The sequence below is a fragment of the Polaribacter sp. genome (genome assembly GCF_049276715.1).
GTDB lineage: Bacteria > Bacteroidota > Bacteroidia > Flavobacteriales > Flavobacteriaceae > Polaribacter.
The window spans coordinates 90,356-107,914 of record NZ_JBASWY010000046.1; the positions used below are offsets into that span (position 1 = coordinate 90,356).

Genomic DNA, 17,559 nt, shown 5'->3' on the forward strand with positions numbered 1-17,559 from the left:
AATTGTTACGGTTTTCGTACTGAAGGCGGGACTTGAACCCGCACGAACATTACTGCTCACTGGATTTTAAGTCCAGCGTGTCTACCAATTCCACCACTTCAGCATTGGTATTTTAATTTGAATAGAGCGACTTAAAATGCTATATACCAAATATATATATAATTTTATAATTTAAAATATAAATATAAAATTAAAAAATGTTGTACCTATGTTGTACCTATTTTGTTTATTTTTGTTAAAAGAAAATAAAAAAATGGCATCAAGTATTAAAATAACGTTGAGAAAAAAAGCAAATAAAGAAGGATTGTATCCCTTAGTGATAAGAATAACAAAAGACAGAAAAACAAATTTTCTATACACAGGATATTATTTAGATAAGAAACATTGGGACGAAAAGAACTATAAGGTAAAAAAATCTTACTCAAATTCAACTAGTCTCAATAATTTATTATTAAATAAGTTATCTGAAGCCAGTAAATTAGTGATTGATCTTGAGTCAAATAAGCAGGATTTTTCTTCAAGAGAAATAAAAAGAAGTATTGTAAATCCATTAGGAGAAGAAACATTTAATAGTGTAAGTCAAAGATTTTTAAAGGATCTTTTAGAAAACAAAAAGCTTTCAAGATTGAATTCTGATAAACCTAGAATTAATCATGTGATCGATTTTGCAAAATCAGAAAAATTATATTTCAATGAAATTAATGAAGATTTTTTAAAAAGATTTATGTCCTATTTAAGAACAAAAAGGAAAAATTCAGAAAGATCTATCGTAAATAACCTCATCGTGATAAGAACACTTTACAATATAGCAATCAAAGAAGGTATTATTGAACGAAAATTATATCCTTTTGGAAAAGATAAAGTTAAAATTAAATTCCCGGAATCAGAAAAAATAGGTTTGACAAAAGAAGAGGTTCAAAAGATTGAAGAACTCGAAAATCTAAGTCAACAAGAAAATCATGCAAGAGATATTTGGTTGTTCAGTTTTTATTGTGCGGGAATGAGGGTTGGAGATGTTATAAAAATCAAATGGGCTGATATTTATGATAACAGATTGCACTATAAAATGAATAAAAATTCAAAAAGATTATCGATTCCATTACACAAAAAATCAAATACTATTTTAGAGAAATATAAAGATGAAAAATCAAATTCTACTGATTTCGTTTTTCCAGAATTAAAATTGGCAAATCAAAAGAGTCCAAAAGATATTTTAAGCAAAACAAAAACTGCCACTAAAAAATTTAATAAGTATTTGAAAAGTATTGCTAAGAAAGCAGAAATCGATAAAAAAGTGACGATGCACATCGCAAGACATACCTTTGGAAATATTTCTGGGGATAAAATTCCGATTCAAGTTTTGCAAAAATTATATAGACACAGTCATATTAGTACTACCATGAATTATCAATCTAATTTCATGCACAAAGAGGAAGATGAAGCTCTAGATAAAGTGATTAATTTTTAAAAATAAATTATCTTTTTAATTTGTTTAGACGATGCTGCCTTATCTAAATTATGTAAATCGTCAGCAAAAAGTGTACTGATTTAGACAAAAATTAAGAGAGTGTTTTCAAAATCATTAAATTTGAAATCTTATGAAAACACCCAAGAAACAAACCTCAGAAAATTTTATTAAAGAGATTCGCAGAAATACACGCAGAATCTTTAGCTCAGAACAGAAAATTCAGATTGTCATTGAGGCTTTACGAGCAGAAATGTCAGTTGCAGAACTTTGTAGAAAGTATTCCATTCATGAATCTCAGTTCTATAAATGGAACAAAGAGTTTTTAGAAGCTGGAAAGAAACGATTGTCAGGAGATACTGTTAGAGAAGCAACCAGTGACGAAGTAGTAGAACTTAAGAAAGAAAATCAGCGTTTAAAGGTCATGATTGCTGATTTAGTTTTACGCTACGATATTGTAAAAAAAAGCTTGGACATGCTGGATTAACTGATAAATTCAATAAATACATGCGACTTACAGTATCCGAAAAACAAGAAATCATTCACATGGTTACTCGTTCAGAAATTGGTATCATGCTTATAGCAAGAATGGAGTTGAAGGCTTAATTCCGACCAAGAGAGCATCAAACAGGCAATGGAACAGCATTCCTCAAGAGCAGAAGAATTTGGTGGTAAAATTAGCTTTAGATTATCCCGATTTATCTTCACGTGAATTAGCTTATAAAATAACCGATGAACAACAAATATTCCTATCAGAATCAAGTGTATATCGAATTTTGAAAGCAAGGGGATTAATAACTGCTCCAGCTCATATTTTCCTCAGTGCAGGTGATGAATTTACCAACAAAACAGGGTTTGTACATCAAATGTGGCAAACCGATTTTACCTACTTTAAAATCCTGGGGTGGGGTTGGTATTACTTGAGTACAGTTTTAGACGATTACAGCAGATATATTGTGCATTGGGAACTTTGCTCAAATATGAAAGCAGATGATGTAAAAAGAACTGTGGATATGGCCATTAAAAAAGCGAAATTGATCACTAAACAAAAACCAAAACTCTTGTCTGACAATGGCTCGTGTTACCTTGCAAATGAATTAAAATCCTATTTAAAAGATAATTATCAAATGGATCAAATTCACGGAAGACCCAATCATCCTCAAACACAAGGAAAAATTGAACGCTATCACAGAACCATGAAAAACGTAGTAAAACTCGATAATTACTTCGCTCCAGAAGAATTAGAAGCTGCTTTAGAAAAGTTTGTGTACCGTTACAACAATCAACGCTATCATGAATCATTAAACAACTTAACACCCGCTGATGTCTATTTTGGAAAAGGAGAATTAATCTTGAAAGAACGTGAAAGATTAAAAAAAATAGCTATTGTAAAACGTAAAATTGAGTACCAAAAATTAAAATTAACAACTAATCAAAAAAATCTTTTATCTTTGAATTTGTAACTAAACACTCTCTTAACAAAAGTCCACTTTAGTTTGAAGACATACATCTATAGTTTAATAAACATTTTCCCAAAATTCAAAATCAGATTTTATTACATTTGAACATTATTATTATAAATAGATTCATAAAGTTTTTAATGAGAATTTTAATAAGACATTTTTTTCTTTTTATTATAAGTTTTTCAATTACTATAACGTTCTCACAAATTTCAAATCTTCCAGGGCTACCTTACACAAAAAATTTTTCAAAAGAGGAGGTTAAAGTAGGATTAAAAATTTTTGATATTTCTCAAGGTGCAGATGGCTTGCTTTATTTTGCTCAACCTGGGTCATTAATTGAATATGATGGCTTTAGATGGACAAAATATACTGAAGGAGTTCAATCAGATCTAAGAGCTGTTTTGTATAAAGACGATAAACATATTTATACAGGGGGGCATGGTGGTTTTGGGTATTGGTATAAAACTACAAATGGAAAATTAAAATATAAAAGTTTATTTTTTAAAAAGCCAATTAAAGAAGCTCCTTTATTACCTGTTTTTTCAAATATCATAGAAGTTCAAGGTAAAATATATTTTCAATCATTTCAATTAATTTATGTTTTTGATCCATTGACGAATCAGCTGAACACAATTCATGCGGACAAAGGATTTAGTAACCTTTTTTCCTCTAAAAAAAGGGGATTTTTTCAAGATGTTTCTGTTGGATTATTCGAAATTATTAATTCAGAAAAAAAAATAATTAAGGGGACAGAAAAAATTTCTATGGATATCGTTGGTGTGTTTGTTGAAAAAGATAATTCATTACTAATTGCAACTAAAAATAATGGCTTTTGGTGTCTTAAAAATAATGTTTTAATTAAAAAGGATTGGACAGTAAATACGAGATTTGAAAAATTTATAATAACTGACATAGAGAAATATTCTGATAATCAATATGTAGTCGGAACACTTAGAAATGGATTTTATATCATTTCTAATGATGGTGAGATTGGAAATCACATTAATAAAAAAAGAGGTATAAGCAACAATTCTATTCTAAAAGTATTTAATGACATAAATAATAATATATGGGTAAGTACTGAATCTGGCATTAGTTATGTTGAAATAAATAGTAATTCAAAATATTTACTAGATAACAATAGTAGCTTTGGCACTGTATACTCCAGCTATTTAAAGGATTCAATACTTTATTTAGGTACTAATCAAGGATTATTTATGAAAAATATAAATTATCCGCTAGCAGAACCAAGATTAATTGATGAAAGAAATGATAATATTTGGGAAATTGAAGAGATTGATAATGAAGTTTTAGTTGGAAGTCATAGGGGGTTGTTTGCAATTAAAAATAATTTTTTAAAAACAATTCATTTAGAAGGTGGTGGTTGGATTTTTAAAAAGCATCCTAAATTTAAAGACATTTTATATGTTGGTTTTTACTCAGGATTAGCTGTTTTTAAGAAAATAAATAATGAATGGACATTTATAAAAAAATTCGAAAACTTTGGAGAGTCCTCTCGTTTTTTAGAGTTTGATCAATATGGTCAAATTTGGATTGCACATCCTCAAAAAGGATATTACAGACTATTATTGTCTCCTGATGGCCTTGAACTTAAAGAATTTGAATTTTATGGTGTTGACAATCAAACTATAGAACCCTACGCTTATTTTACAAAGATTGATGGCAATTTAGTTTTTTTCAATCCAAAAGGGTTCTTTTTTTATGATGCCATAGATAATGTATTTACAAAAGCAAAGTATCCTTCAGAAATTTTTAAAGGATTGCATAACATCAATCATATTTCACAGAACGAAAATGTATTTTGGTATTCAACTTCCAATACGCTAGGGTATGTTTTAAGGGATCAAAATCATTTTAAGGTTAATGAAACTGTTTTTTATAATATCTGGGACAAACATTTGAATGATTTTAATAAGTTTAAAAAAATTGACAAAAATATTTTTGGAATTGGGATAGAAAATGGAATTGTTTTTCATAATTCAGATAGATTAATAACTTCTGAAATTAATACAACACCAATCGTAAAATCAATTGAATTGATAAGTTCTAAAGATACTATTAGAGCTCCAATTGGTGGAAAAGAAGAAATTAAAATTCCGTATTCTAATAATTTCATCAAAATAAAAATTGCTGTCCCTAAAGCGCCTTTAGGAAATTCTAAATTAATACAATACAGATTAAAAGGACTAAATAATAATTGGTCAAATTGGATCAACAAACTTGAAATTAATTTTCCTGGATTATCATCTGGTGATTACATATTAGAAATGAAGTCCAAAACTGAAGATGGGATAACTTCTGAAATTATTAGTATTCCATTTTATATTAAGTATCCATGGTATTTGAATAATTGGGCTATAGCTTTTTATGTTTTAACTTTCATTGTTGTTTTTATAGTTTATAGGGCATATTTAAACATGAAAAACATAAAAAAGGTAAACCAACTTATTGAGATAGAAACCCAAAAAAGAGAACGCCAAAAAGAAAAGTTTGATTTAGAAAAATTAGAAGCAGACAAAAAATTATTATTGCTGAAAGAAGAAAATTTAAACTTGGAGATTAAAAAGAAAAATGCTGCTTTAGCATCATCTACATTAAACAATATCAAGAAGAACGAATTATTAATGGATTTAATAAATGATATTAAAAGTATTGATAGTGAATTGTTAAATAGTTCATTGCATTACCCAATAAAAAAAGTAATTAAAAAAATCAATAGTCATTTAGTTGATAAAGAGGATTGGTTGACTTTTCAATTGCATTTTAGTAATTCTCATTCCCAATTCTTTCAAAATATAAATGAAAAACACCCTGATTTGTCTCCAAATGAGATTAAATTGTGTGCATATTTAAAATTAAATCTATCCTCAAAAGAGATTGCTTCTTTAATGAATGTAGCTATTACCAGTATTGAACAAAGTAGGTATAGACTACGCAAAAAATTTAACTTAGATAAAGAAGAAAACCTTTTACATTACATTCAGAAATTTTAAATTCCTTGATAACTGATAATCAAATAGTTATATTTTTAACAAAGTTTTTGTAGAGGAAGAATCAATCCAATATTAATTTTTGTAGAGGTTAATAAATTGTTAATTATCAGTTTATTATATCTATTTGGCATAAGAAAATATTTATTGTTTACCTAGAAGTCATATTTCATTACTTGAAATCAATTCCTAATAGATAAATAATCCCATTATTTTCTAAAATCTAAACTATTTTAATTTATCTATTTTATTATGAAAAAAATTATTTTCACGTTTATTTTATTGGCAAGTAGTGTTGTCAATGCTCAAAACCTAATTACAAATGGAAGTTTTGATGACGCCTCAGGTTGGACAATTGTAAACCAGTATGGAACCGATAGCACAAATGGCTCAGTAGCTATTACTGGAGGTGAAGTGAATATTGGAAAAATTGACCCCACTAATGAAGGTTGGATTCACATGGGGCTTTACACTAGTGTAAACCTTGATGCTGGTTGGTACCAATTTGACATGGATATGTCTTATGACGGCATTAATGACATATGGGGCGAAGTATACTTTGGATCTGTGCAACCAGTTGAAAATACTACGTATAACGGTGACCAACTTGAAAATGGAAAATCACAGGTTATTAAAGCCTACAGCGCTTGGGATTGTGGTAGTATCAAAACTTATTCTGGATCAGCTGTTGCTGCTGGATGTGATACTTCCAGTCCAGGAAAATTTCAAATTACTTCTGCCGGGACTTATTACATATTATTTAGAACTGGAGGTGGAACATTTGGGGCTTCTGGTATAACTTTAGATAATTGGTCGCTAGTTGCTGATAATCCACAACCAGTTGCAAATTTTTCAGAAGTAACATCTACATCAAATCTTACAGCTACTTTTACGAACACGTCTACAGATGCAACAAGCTATTCTTGGGATTTTGGAGATGGTACAACTTCTTCCGATGTAAATCCTGCTGCCCATACCTATGCTTATAAGGGTCAGTATCTAGTTTCTTTAACAGCCTCAAGTACTGAAGGTTCTAATACAACTACTAAAGAAATTTTTGTTGGTGCGGTTAATACGCCAATAACAGATTTTAGTTTTGATTTTAGTTTACCAACGCCATTAAGAAATGAGAGGCTTCTTGATTATGCTGAAGCTGGTGGTATAGCAACAGCTTCTGGTGTTAATGATGATTGGTGGTCTCAGATAAAATATATTAATAATGCAGGAATAGACTTATCTTCTGGTGATAGAGGATTCTCAATAAAAGTAAAAGGACCAAGAACATCAATCCTAACCTTAAAAGTTGAGGACGGAGGATCGGAGCATGCTGTAACTGCAAACTATACTACACCAAATGTATGGCAAACCCTAACGTTTGATTTTTCAAGTTTTAACTCTACCAATAATAGAAAAATAGCTTTATTTTTTGATATACAAACCAATTTTGATGCTGGAGTTGATCCTGCTCAAAATATTTTTCAAATAGATGATTATGTTTTTGGAGAATTTGCTGTCCTATCTTCTTCCACTTGGACAGGTGCAGTAGACAATGATTGGAATACTGCAGGTAACTGGAGTAATGGTGTGCCAACAGGCTCAAATAATGCTATTATTCCTGAGGTGACAAATGCTCCAGTTATTGGTAATTCAACAAATGCACTTGTAAACGATCTAACTATTACTGAGGCAGATGGTTTATTAATAGCTTCAGGAGGTACCTTAATCGTAAATGGTACTTCAACAGGTAATGTTACCTACAATAGAAACTTACCAACTACAAACTGGTATTTGGTTTCTTCACCAGTTTCAGGGCAAGCCTATAATGATGCTTATGTAACCGCAAATGGAATTGATTCTGGAACAGGTTCTAACAGAGGAATTGCAACTTATACAACTTCGACCAATCAATGGGCTTATTTACAAGCAGCAGGTTCAGGAACTTTCAATAATGGTCAAGGTTATTCAGTAAAAAGAACTGCTTCTGGAGATATTTCTTTTACAGGAACCATCAATACAGCAGATGTTTCTGTGGCTGTTTCAAATGCTAGTAATGGATTCAATTTAGTAGGAAACCCATATACTTCTCATGTAAATAGTGCAACCTTTTTAACTGATAATTCAGCAAATTTAGTATCACAAACTCTTTGGGTTTGGAATCAAGGGACTAATAATTATGAAGTAAAAGTAACTGGAGACTCATTTGTGTTAGCACCAGCTCAAGGATTTTTTGTAAGATCTTCTAATGGAGCAAACATCAACATTGCTGAATCATATCAAGCTTCAACAGGTGGTACATTCCAAAAATCAGCAAGAACTGAAGTAAAATTACTAATGAACGATGGATCTACTGATAGATTTGCAAAAATGTATTATTTAGACATTGCAACCAAAGGTTTTGACAATGGTTTTGACGGAGAAACATTTGGTGGAGTTGAAAACTCTGTGGATGTATTTACCAATTTAGTAGAAAATAACGAAGGGAAAAAATTCCAATTACAATCGTTACCAATTTCAGAAATGGAAACCATGATTGTTCCTGTAGGCGTAAAAGCTGCTGCAGGTAAAGAAATTACCTTTACTGCTGAAGCAATGAATTTACCTGGAGATACGAAAGTATTTTTAGAAGACAGATTGACAAATACCGTTACTCGTTTAGACGAAGCAAACGCTTCTTACAAAGTAACATTGAATGATGCTTTAAACGGAACAGGACGTTTCTATTTACACACAAAAGCATCAGGTGTATTGAGTACTGATGAGGTTGTTTTACAAAACACAAGCATCTATGCAATCAACAACAATACTTTGAGAGTGGTTGGTTTACCATCAGGAAATGCGAATGTAAAAATGTACAACATTCTAGGAAAACAAGTGATGCAAACTTCTTTTAGTTCAACAGGAGTGAAAGAAATTTCATTGCCAAAATTAGCAACAGGAATGTACATCATTCAATTAGAAACTGCAACTGGTAAATTGAACAAAAAAATCGTTTTAGAATAATAAAAATAACTTAAAAAACTATATCTCATGAAAAATCAAGATAATAACACACCAGAAATCACACGTAAAGAAGCGATCAAAAAAATTGGAAACTACGGTAAATATGCAGCATTAACAGCCTTAGGAACCTATATGATTTTAAATCCTAAAAAAGCGCAAGCTGCTTCACCTGAAGCTCCCGGAACAGGATTTTAAACAAAAATAATAATGCTTTAATTTGCATTAAGCTTACAAAAAATGGATTATCTAACTTAGATAATCCATTTATTATTAAAACATTTCATATGATTTCACTAAAAAAAAAGGTCTTTTATTTTGATATTTAAAAATTAATATTAAATCGATTTTGTAAAAAATAAAGTTTTCTTTAGCATATAATCTTCTAAATCTAGACACTATTTTTTATGGCAAGAGATAAAAAATTAATTAAAAGGAGATAAAAAATTTTATTTCATCGAAAAATTGAAATAAATAATTTATACTTACATCGATTAACTGTATCTAAATAATTCTAAAGTTTTAAACAATGAGGATGATTTTAAATTAAAATATTTTTGCAATTAAAAATATTAGAAAAGATTTAATAAATAAGTGTTTATCATTCTCAATTCTTTCAAAATTAAAGCAACGTAATTCTAAATTTGTCCCTGAATCAAATTAAGGTATTAGCATAATTAAAACTAAATCAATCCTCAAAAGAGATTGCTTCTTTGATGAATGTAGTTGTAACCAGTATGAATAAAGTAGGTATGAAATGCTTAAAAAATTTAACTTAAATAAAGAAGAAAACCTTTTACATTACATTTATAAATTTTAAATTCCATATTTCCTGACAATCAATTAGTTGCGTTTTTTAACAAAGGTTTTGTAGAGGAAGAATTAATCCAATATTAATTTTTGTAGAGGTTAATAAATTGTTAAGTAACAAGTTTTAACTCAAATTTGTGTCCTAGTATAATTTCTAGGTTGATTACAATGTATAGTAAATTACAAAAGTACATATATATCAATATTGTAAACAACATAGTTTTTATCTAAAATGTATGTTATTTTAACTTAATTACTACTTAATTATGAAACTAAGATTACTTTTAGGTCTATTTTTAACTTTCAGCTTAGCAAAAGCACAAGAAGTTACACACATAGATTTTGACACAAACAATCCTAACATTGTTTTTAACAGTTGGAACACATCTTCAACTTTTGCAAAGGTGGCAAATCCTGTATCAGATGCAACAAATTCATCGAGTTTTGTTGGTCAATTTACTGCTGGAGCAGATAACGGAATTGGAATTGGAGTTATTGATCCTACTTCTGTATTTCCAATGCCTTTTAATTTAGCATCAAATCCAATCTTTAAAATGAAAGTATTTTCAACAGAAGAAATAGATGTTACTTTTCATTTAGAGAATTCTCCGGATTGGGGTAATAATATAGAAGTAACTTCATCTGTGACAGCTGCAAATATAAATGAATGGGTTGAACTAACTTTTGATTTTAGTAGCTACTCTAATATATACATGAATAATATTGTCATTAAAATAGGCGGTTCAAATACTACGCAAGGTGATGTTTATTTTTTTGATGATATAAAAGGTCCAGCTTTATACTCTTCTCCAGCAGTAGAATACAGTCCTACAAATGGAGCGGTTGATATTGCAATTAATACCAATTTAGTAATTGGAACTAATAGTAAATTTAGAAATATAGATGACGCTGAAATTACAGATCTGACAAATAAAGTAGCTTTAAGAATAGGTGATGTAAATGGTGCAGATGTTCCATTTTCAGCAACAATTAATGGAGATAAAAATAAAATTACAATTGACCCAACAAACGATTTAAGCAATGCTGCTACTTATTGGTATGGTGTGATTGATAGTGCAATTGAATTTTCTACAGATGAGGCTGTAACAGGTATTTCTGCAAGTTTTACAACTAAAGCAGCAGTGATAGGAGATATCAATGAAATGTTATTTGATTTTGATACAACAAACCAAGAAGTTGGTTTTGTTTCTTGGGCAGGAACAGGTTTTGCTAAAATTGCAAATCCAGATAAAAGTGGAATTAATCTTTCTGATAATGTAGGAGAATATACACATGCTGGTAATGATTCTGGTTTAGAAAACGGTTTAGTATCCAATGCAACACCATTAACTCCTTTAGATTTTGCAGAAACACCTTTCATAAAAGTAAAAGTGTGGGTTAGCAAACCTGTAGCCGTTACCGTAAGAGTTCAAAACTTCCCGGATTATGGGAATGGATCAGAACAAATTATAAATGTTACAGAAACAGATAAATGGGTAGAGTTAATATATAATTTTGGTGCTGTTACAGCAAATAACTTGGATAGAGTTCAAATTTATTTTGACAGAGATAGATCTGGAGGTTCAGTAGCAGGAGATAAATACTATTTTGATGATTATTTAAAAAGTAATGTTCCACCAGCAGTAAGCACATCATTAAGCCCTGCTGAATCAGAAACAGGAGTTTCATTACTTGCAAACCCTACAATAACATCAAATTTTCAATTTAGAAATTTAGACAATTCAACTATTACAGATATTTCTAGCTTTGTAGAATTAAGAGAAAATAATGCATCAGGTACTTTAGTTTCTTCGAATGCAATTTTGTCTTCAAATAAATCTACAATTACTATTCGTCCATCACAATTATTAAAACCAAATACAACCTATTGGTTCGGTATTATAGACAATACGATTGAATATAAAGAAAATGATACTGCTATTTCAGGGGTTTCAGCAACATTTACAACTACTACCTCTGATATAAATATGTTTACATACAATGATTTTGACGGAACATCACTAGTATCAGTGTCGGAATCTATGGGAGAAACACCTGGTGTTTTTGAAACTGTTTCAGATCCTGAAGGTGGTACAAATATGGTTGCCAAGTGGACAAAAGGAAATACTTGGGGTGGATGGGAAAGAATCCATTTTCAATTAAATGCTCCTTTTGATGCAACTAAAGACGATATCTTTTCATTCAGAGTATATTCTCCTATTACTACCAACTTTATGTTTAAATTATCAGATGCAAAAGAGGATGGTGATCAAAATGCAAATCTAGAAAAATGGGGAGATATTTTAGTCGCAAATCAATGGCAAACAATTTATATTGATGCATCAGAGTTAGCTGATGGTGTAACTTTTGATCATGTTTTTATTTTTATAGGTCCAGGAAATGGGGGTGTTACCGGAGATTTTTATATAGATGATTTGATGGGGCCACAATTACAAGGCACTGCATCTATAGATGATTATGATGTAATAAATTTTCAGTTTTTCCCAAATCCTGCAAATGATATAATTCAAATTAAAAACTTAGAAGGAGAAAAAGTAATCAGAGTTTTTGACATTAATTCAAAATTAGTATTAAAAAAGAAAATTCAGAATAATGAATTATCAATTGAAAACTTAAAGCCAGGTCTTTATTTTATCAATATAAATGGTAAGTTCAAGAAATTAATTAAAAACTAAAGTAAACTTCTTATTAATAGAACAGAAGTAAAAAGCTTCTGTTCTATTATCTCTAAAAAATACTTATGGAAAACTCTAGATCCATTTTTTTGAAATTATTACAAGTATTTATAATTTCTTTCTCAATTTCTTCTCTATCACAAACGGTAATAGTTTCTGGGGAAGTAACAGATAGTTTAGGAAATTTACTACCTGGTGTTTCTATTCTAGTAGAAGGAACAACTAATGGAACAACAACTGATTTTGATGGTAAATATGCAATAAATATAAAAACCCCCAATGCAATATTAGTTTTTTCTTATCTAGGTTTTGAAACTCAAAAAATAAAAGTTTCAGACCAAAAAAAGATTAATGTCATCTTAAAGGAGGCCTTAGATCAGTTAGAAGAAATTCAAATAGTAGCCTTTTCTAAGCAAAAAAAGAACAGTGTAATTGGCTCTATAACTACAGTAAAAGTAACTGATTTAAAACAACCTACAGCAAATTTAACAAACTCTTTGGCTGGTCAAATTTCAGGTCTAATTTCTTATCAAAGATCTGGTGAACCAGGCCAAGATAATGCAGCCTTTTTTATTAGAGGTGTAACTACATTTGGGTTTAATAATAGTCCCTTAATTCTTTTAGATGGATTACAAATTACTTCTGACGACTTAGCGCGATTAGAACCAGATAATATTGCTTCTTTTTCTATTATGAAAGATGCAACAGCTACTTCTTTATATGGTGCTAGAGGTGCGAATGGGGTAGTTTTAGTCACTACAAAAGAAGGAAAAAAAGGAAAAGCAAGAGTTTCTGTTCGTTATGAAAACTCTATTTCTAGTCCATCAAAAGTAAACAGTTTTCTAGGTGCAGTTGATTATATGGAATTGTATAACAGAGCAGAAAGATCAAGAGACCAGTCTGCTAACTTATTATACTCTAAACAAAAAATTGAAGGGACAAGAAATGGATTAGATCCAAATCTTTATCCAGACATTAATTGGCATAAGGAACTTTTTAATGATTTTGCTATTAATAGAAGATTTAATGCAAATATAAATGGAGGTGGGGAAGTTGCACAATACTATTTGTCTGTTACAAGTGCCAATGAAAAAGGATTATTAAAAGTAGATCCTTTAAATAATTTTAATAATAATATTGATATTAATAGATCTAATTTAAGGGCAAATATCAATATCAATTTAACAAAAACAACTAAAGTTTCTGCGAAGTTTTACTCTTTATTCGAGAGATATAATGGCCCCATAGTAAGCGCTTCAGATATTTTTAGACAAGTAGCTCAAGCAAATCCTGCAAACTTCCCAAAAGTTTTTGAAACGGATGAAATAACGCAATTTTTTAATCATACACTTTTTGGGAATAAAGGAAATGGTGGTTTCCCAAACCCTTATGCTGAAAGTGTAAAAGGATTTAGAGATCGTTTTGCAAATACTACTTTAGCACAATTTCAGGTAAATCAAGATTTAAGTTTTATCACTGAAGGCTTAAAAATGAGAGCAATGGCATCTGTTAGAACATATACAGAAAATCAAAACGAAAGAAGTTTTACTCCTTTTTTCTATGGATTATCTGAAATTGAAACGCCAACAGGTATTGTAAACACATTGTATCAAATTCAAGAAGGGACAGAGTTTTTAAACAATCCAACTGTTAATAATTATGGCAATAGTAATTTTTACTATGAGGGTGTCTTAGAGTATAATAGAAACTTTAATGAAAAACACGAAGTTGGAGGTTTATTAGTTACTTATTTTCAAGAAGCTTTAAACACAATAGGTGGTAATACCGCATTTTCTACTTTGCCTTCAAGAAATATGGGGATATCAGGTAGAGCATCTTATAGTTACGACAGTAGATATTTTGGAGAATTCAATTTTGGCTACAATGGTTCAGAAAAATTTGCTGAAAAAAACAGGTTTGGTTTTTTCCCTTCTATTGGGATTGGTTGGATTATTTCTAATGAACCGTATTTTCAAAAAAATATTCCATCTGTTAATATGTTAAAATTAAGGTATACTTATGGATTAGTGGGGAATGATGGAATTTCTAGTCCTAGTGATAGATTCTTTTATTTATCAGATGTAAATTTAAATAATGGCGGTACAGGGTATACTTTTGGAACCGATTATAATAATTATTATAACGGATTTATTATCAATAGGTATGCAAACGAAAATGTTACCTGGGAAGTCGCTACAAAATCTAATATAGGTTTAGAATTAGGTCTGTTTAAAAAGATTAATCTTATAGCCGATTTTTTTACAGAGCACCGTAGAAACATTTATATGGAGCGTGAATTCATTCCTGAAACATCTGGTTTAACCACAGTCATTAGTAGTAATATTGGAGAGGTTAAAACTAATGGGATTGATCTTTCATTAGATTACAACCATGCATTTAACGGTGATTTTTACATTACAGCAAGAGGTAATTTTACGTATTCAACAAATAAAATACTAGTAAATGGAGAACCAGAATTTCAAAATAAAAATTTAAGTAGAATAGGTTATCCTGTAAATCAACAATGGGGCTATATTGCAGAGAGACTTTTTGTTGATCAAGAGGATATCAATAACTCACCTGAACAATTTAATGGTTTTTCAACATCAAACTCATACTTGCCTGGGGATATAAAATATAGAGATGTAAATAATGACGGGGTTATAAATGAATTAGATCAGACACCAATTGGGAAGCCAAATGTACCCGAAATTGTTTATGGTTTTGGATTTTCGGCAGTGTACAAAAATTTTGATTTTTCAGTATTTATGCAAGGAGTGGCAAGATCATCGTTTTTCATCAATCCCGGTGAAATATCACCATTTGTTAATGAAAGAAATGCATTAAGTATTATAGCCGACAATCATTGGTCTGAAAATAATCCAAATCCAAATGCATTTTGGCCAAGATTGTCGACTTATCAAATAGAAAACAATGAAAAACCATCTACTTGGTGGTTAAGAGATGGTAATTTTTTGAGATTAAAAAGTGTTGAATTAGGATATACAATTCCTGAAAAAGCAGGTAAACTATTCTCTATGGCAAAAACTAGATTGTATTTTACAGGATTAAACTTACTTCATTTCTCAAAATTCGATTTATGGGATCCTGAGATGGCAGGAAATGGACTCGGTTATCCTCCTCAAAGAGTTGTAAACCTTGGTATTCAAATAAATTTTTAAAAAGAGAAAAATGAATTTTAATAAAAAATTTATAACATTAATTATTTGTAGTATTTCAATACTAACAAGCTGTGAAGACTATTTAGACATTGTTCCAGATGGTACACAAGAACTTAGATTACTTTTCAATAGAAAAGAAACAGCATACAATGCCTTGGCAAATTCGTATAGTTATTTGCCACAGAATGACGGAACATATGCGAGTTATGTATTAATGAGCGATGAATTAGCAGTACCTGTTCCTAAAGAACCTGATGCAATTAGATTGATGAAAGGACAACAAACCGTTTCTTCTCCATTAATGGGTTATTGGAATGGATATGGTGCAATTGGCAGAGGGCAAGGCTCTTTATGGGAAGGAATTCGTAGTTGTAATATTTTGATTGAGAATATTGATTTAGTAGTGGATATGAATCAAAGTGAAAAAAATCAATGGAAGGCAGAAGCGAAATTTTTAAAAGCCTACTATCATTTTTTATTATTGAGTAACTACGGTCCGATTCCAATTATTGATGTAAACTTACCAATTTCAGCTTCTGATGAGGAAGTAAGAGTTAAACGAGAAACTGTTGATGACTGTTTTACATACATCGTACAAACTATTGATGAAGCAATTAATGATTTACCTGTAAAAATAATTGGTAATAACGATGTTGGAAGGATAGATCAGGTAATTGCAAAAGCTATTAAAGCAAAAGTTCTATTGTTTAGTGCAAGCCCTCTATTTAATGGAAACTCAGAATTTTATTCAAATTTTGTCAATAGTAATGGAGAACACTTTTTTAATCATACCTATGATGAGTCTAAATGGGATTTAGCAGCAAAAGCAGCAAAAGAAGCTTTAGATGCTGCTTTAGCTCAAGGAACATCAATTTATTATTATACAGGTGCTGCGCCACTTTTTGATACTAATAACTTCCAATTTAAATTGGTTAGAGATCAATATAATCATCGTTTTTCAATTACAGACCCTTGGAATTCTGAGCTTATTTGGGGAAATTCAAATCCTGTAACGAATGGGCAATTTTGGCAAATTCAATCTCCCGCAATGATGAAAAATCCAACGTCTTCATCTGTTGAGGCTTCTTGGCAATGGTTAGCGCCAACATTAAGAATTGCAGAAACCTACTATACTAAAAATGGACTACCTATTGATCAAGATTTATCTTTTGATTATTCAGATAGATATGGGGTTACTAACATTGCTTTTAATCAGCGTTTTTATGCTCAATTCGGTAACAGAACTGCAAAATTAAATCTTAATAGAGAGGCTCGTTTTTATGCTTCAATAGGTTTTGACAGAGGAATCAATAGAACTTGGGGGAGCATTTGGAATTTGAAAATGAGAAAATCAGAAATCCATGGTAGAATTGCAAACACAGGTGATTATTTAGTAACAGGATATGCACTTAAAAAATTGGTTCACCAAGATTCTGAAGGGGATGCATACAACAAAGCTGTAACTTATCCTTGGCCAATGATACGATTAAGTGATTTGTATTTAATGTATGCTGAGGCTTTAAATGAACTTAGTGGTCCATCCACAGAAGTATATAACGCCTTAAATGTCATTAGAGAAAGAGCAGGAATCCCTACAGTACAAGATGCTTGGAGTAATGCAGCATTGGCGGCAACACCAAACAAACACACAAGTAAAGAAGGCTTAAGGGAAATTATTCAACAAGAAAGAATGATTGAATTAGCTTTTGAAGGTCATCGTTATTACGATATAAGAAGATGGAAACTTGCTGATAAATACTTTACTGCTCCAATTCAAGGTTGGTCTGTAGATGAAGATTCTGAAGCAAATTATTATCGAATAATGAGTGTTGGTCAAAGGTCTTTTAGTACACCAAGAGATTATTTGCAACCCATAAGTTTTACAGAACTGTCTAGAAATCCAAATTTAATCCAGAACCCAGGTTGGTAAAAAAT

Annotated in this window: 7 protein-coding genes, 1 tRNA gene and 1 pseudogene; 8 read left to right on the forward strand and 1 reads right to left on the reverse strand. The window is 30.4% G+C overall.

Annotation, left to right across the window (positions count from 1 at the left end):
• Positions 1–17: 17 nt before the first annotated feature.
• Positions 18–103: transfer RNA gene (locus WAO74_RS12740), tRNA-Leu, on the reverse strand.
• Between the two features lie 150 nt (positions 104–253).
• Here WAO74_RS12740 and WAO74_RS12745 point away from each other — a divergent pair.
• The 8 genes and pseudogenes from WAO74_RS12745 to WAO74_RS12780 all read left to right on the forward strand — a co-directional run bounded on the left by WAO74_RS12745 (position 254) and on the right by WAO74_RS12780 (position 17,554).
• Positions 254–1,468 (forward strand): tyrosine-type recombinase/integrase, encoded by a 1,215-nt coding sequence (locus WAO74_RS12745; protein ID WP_422162639.1) that lies wholly within the window; start codon positions 254–256, stop codon positions 1,466–1,468.
• 130 nt (positions 1,469–1,598) lie between these two features.
• Positions 1,599–2,928, forward strand: a pseudogene (locus WAO74_RS12750) (IS3 family transposase).
• Positions 2,929–3,065: 137 nt separating this feature from the next.
• Complete coding sequence (locus WAO74_RS12755) at positions 3,066–5,942, forward strand: triple tyrosine motif-containing protein (protein ID WP_422162640.1); 2,877 nt, start codon at positions 3,066–3,068, stop codon at positions 5,940–5,942.
• Positions 5,943–6,191: 249 nt separating this feature from the next.
• Positions 6,192–8,939 carry a PKD domain-containing protein gene (locus WAO74_RS12760; protein ID WP_422162641.1) on the forward strand — a complete coding sequence of 916 codons (2,748 nt, stop codon included), beginning with the start codon at positions 6,192–6,194 and terminating at the stop codon, positions 8,937–8,939.
• A gap of 27 nt (positions 8,940–8,966) precedes the next feature.
• Entirely contained in the window at positions 8,967–9,134 is a 168-nt protein-coding gene (locus WAO74_RS12765; RefSeq protein ID WP_197437220.1) for a hypothetical protein, read from the forward strand.
• A gap of 878 nt (positions 9,135–10,012) precedes the next feature.
• The gene (locus WAO74_RS12770) at positions 10,013–12,442 is read left to right on the forward strand and encodes an Ig-like domain-containing protein (RefSeq protein WP_422162642.1); all 2,430 of its coding nucleotides are present in this window, start codon (positions 10,013–10,015) and stop codon (positions 12,440–12,442) included.
• 65 nt (positions 12,443–12,507) lie between these two features.
• The gene (locus WAO74_RS12775) at positions 12,508–15,624 is read left to right on the forward strand and encodes a SusC/RagA family TonB-linked outer membrane protein (RefSeq protein WP_422162643.1); all 3,117 of its coding nucleotides are present in this window, start codon (positions 12,508–12,510) and stop codon (positions 15,622–15,624) included.
• Between the two features lie 10 nt (positions 15,625–15,634).
• The gene (locus tag WAO74_RS12780) at positions 15,635–17,554 is read left to right on the forward strand and encodes a RagB/SusD family nutrient uptake outer membrane protein (RefSeq protein WP_422162644.1); all 1,920 of its coding nucleotides are present in this window, start codon (positions 15,635–15,637) and stop codon (positions 17,552–17,554) included.
• Positions 17,555–17,559: the final 5 nt, after the last annotated feature.

Bases quoted from the DNA above. Each gene is read 5' to 3' on its own strand.
- WAO74_RS12765 (WP_197437220.1), top strand. From the start codon at position 8,967: ATGAAAAATCAAGATAATAACACACCAGAAATCACACGTAAAGAAGCG.
- WAO74_RS12780 (WP_422162644.1), top strand. From the start codon at position 15,635: ATGAATTTTAATAAAAAATTTATAACATTAATTATTTGTAGTATTTCA.
- WAO74_RS12775 (WP_422162643.1), top strand. From the start codon at position 12,508: ATGGAAAACTCTAGATCCATTTTTTTGAAATTATTACAAGTATTTATA.
- WAO74_RS12760 (WP_422162641.1), top strand. From the start codon at position 6,192: ATGAAAAAAATTATTTTCACGTTTATTTTATTGGCAAGTAGTGTTGTC.
- WAO74_RS12770 (WP_422162642.1), top strand. From the start codon at position 10,013: ATGAAACTAAGATTACTTTTAGGTCTATTTTTAACTTTCAGCTTAGCA.
- WAO74_RS12745 (WP_422162639.1), top strand. From the start codon at position 254: ATGGCATCAAGTATTAAAATAACGTTGAGAAAAAAAGCAAATAAAGAA.
- WAO74_RS12755 (WP_422162640.1), top strand. From the start codon at position 3,066: ATGAGAATTTTAATAAGACATTTTTTTCTTTTTATTATAAGTTTTTCA.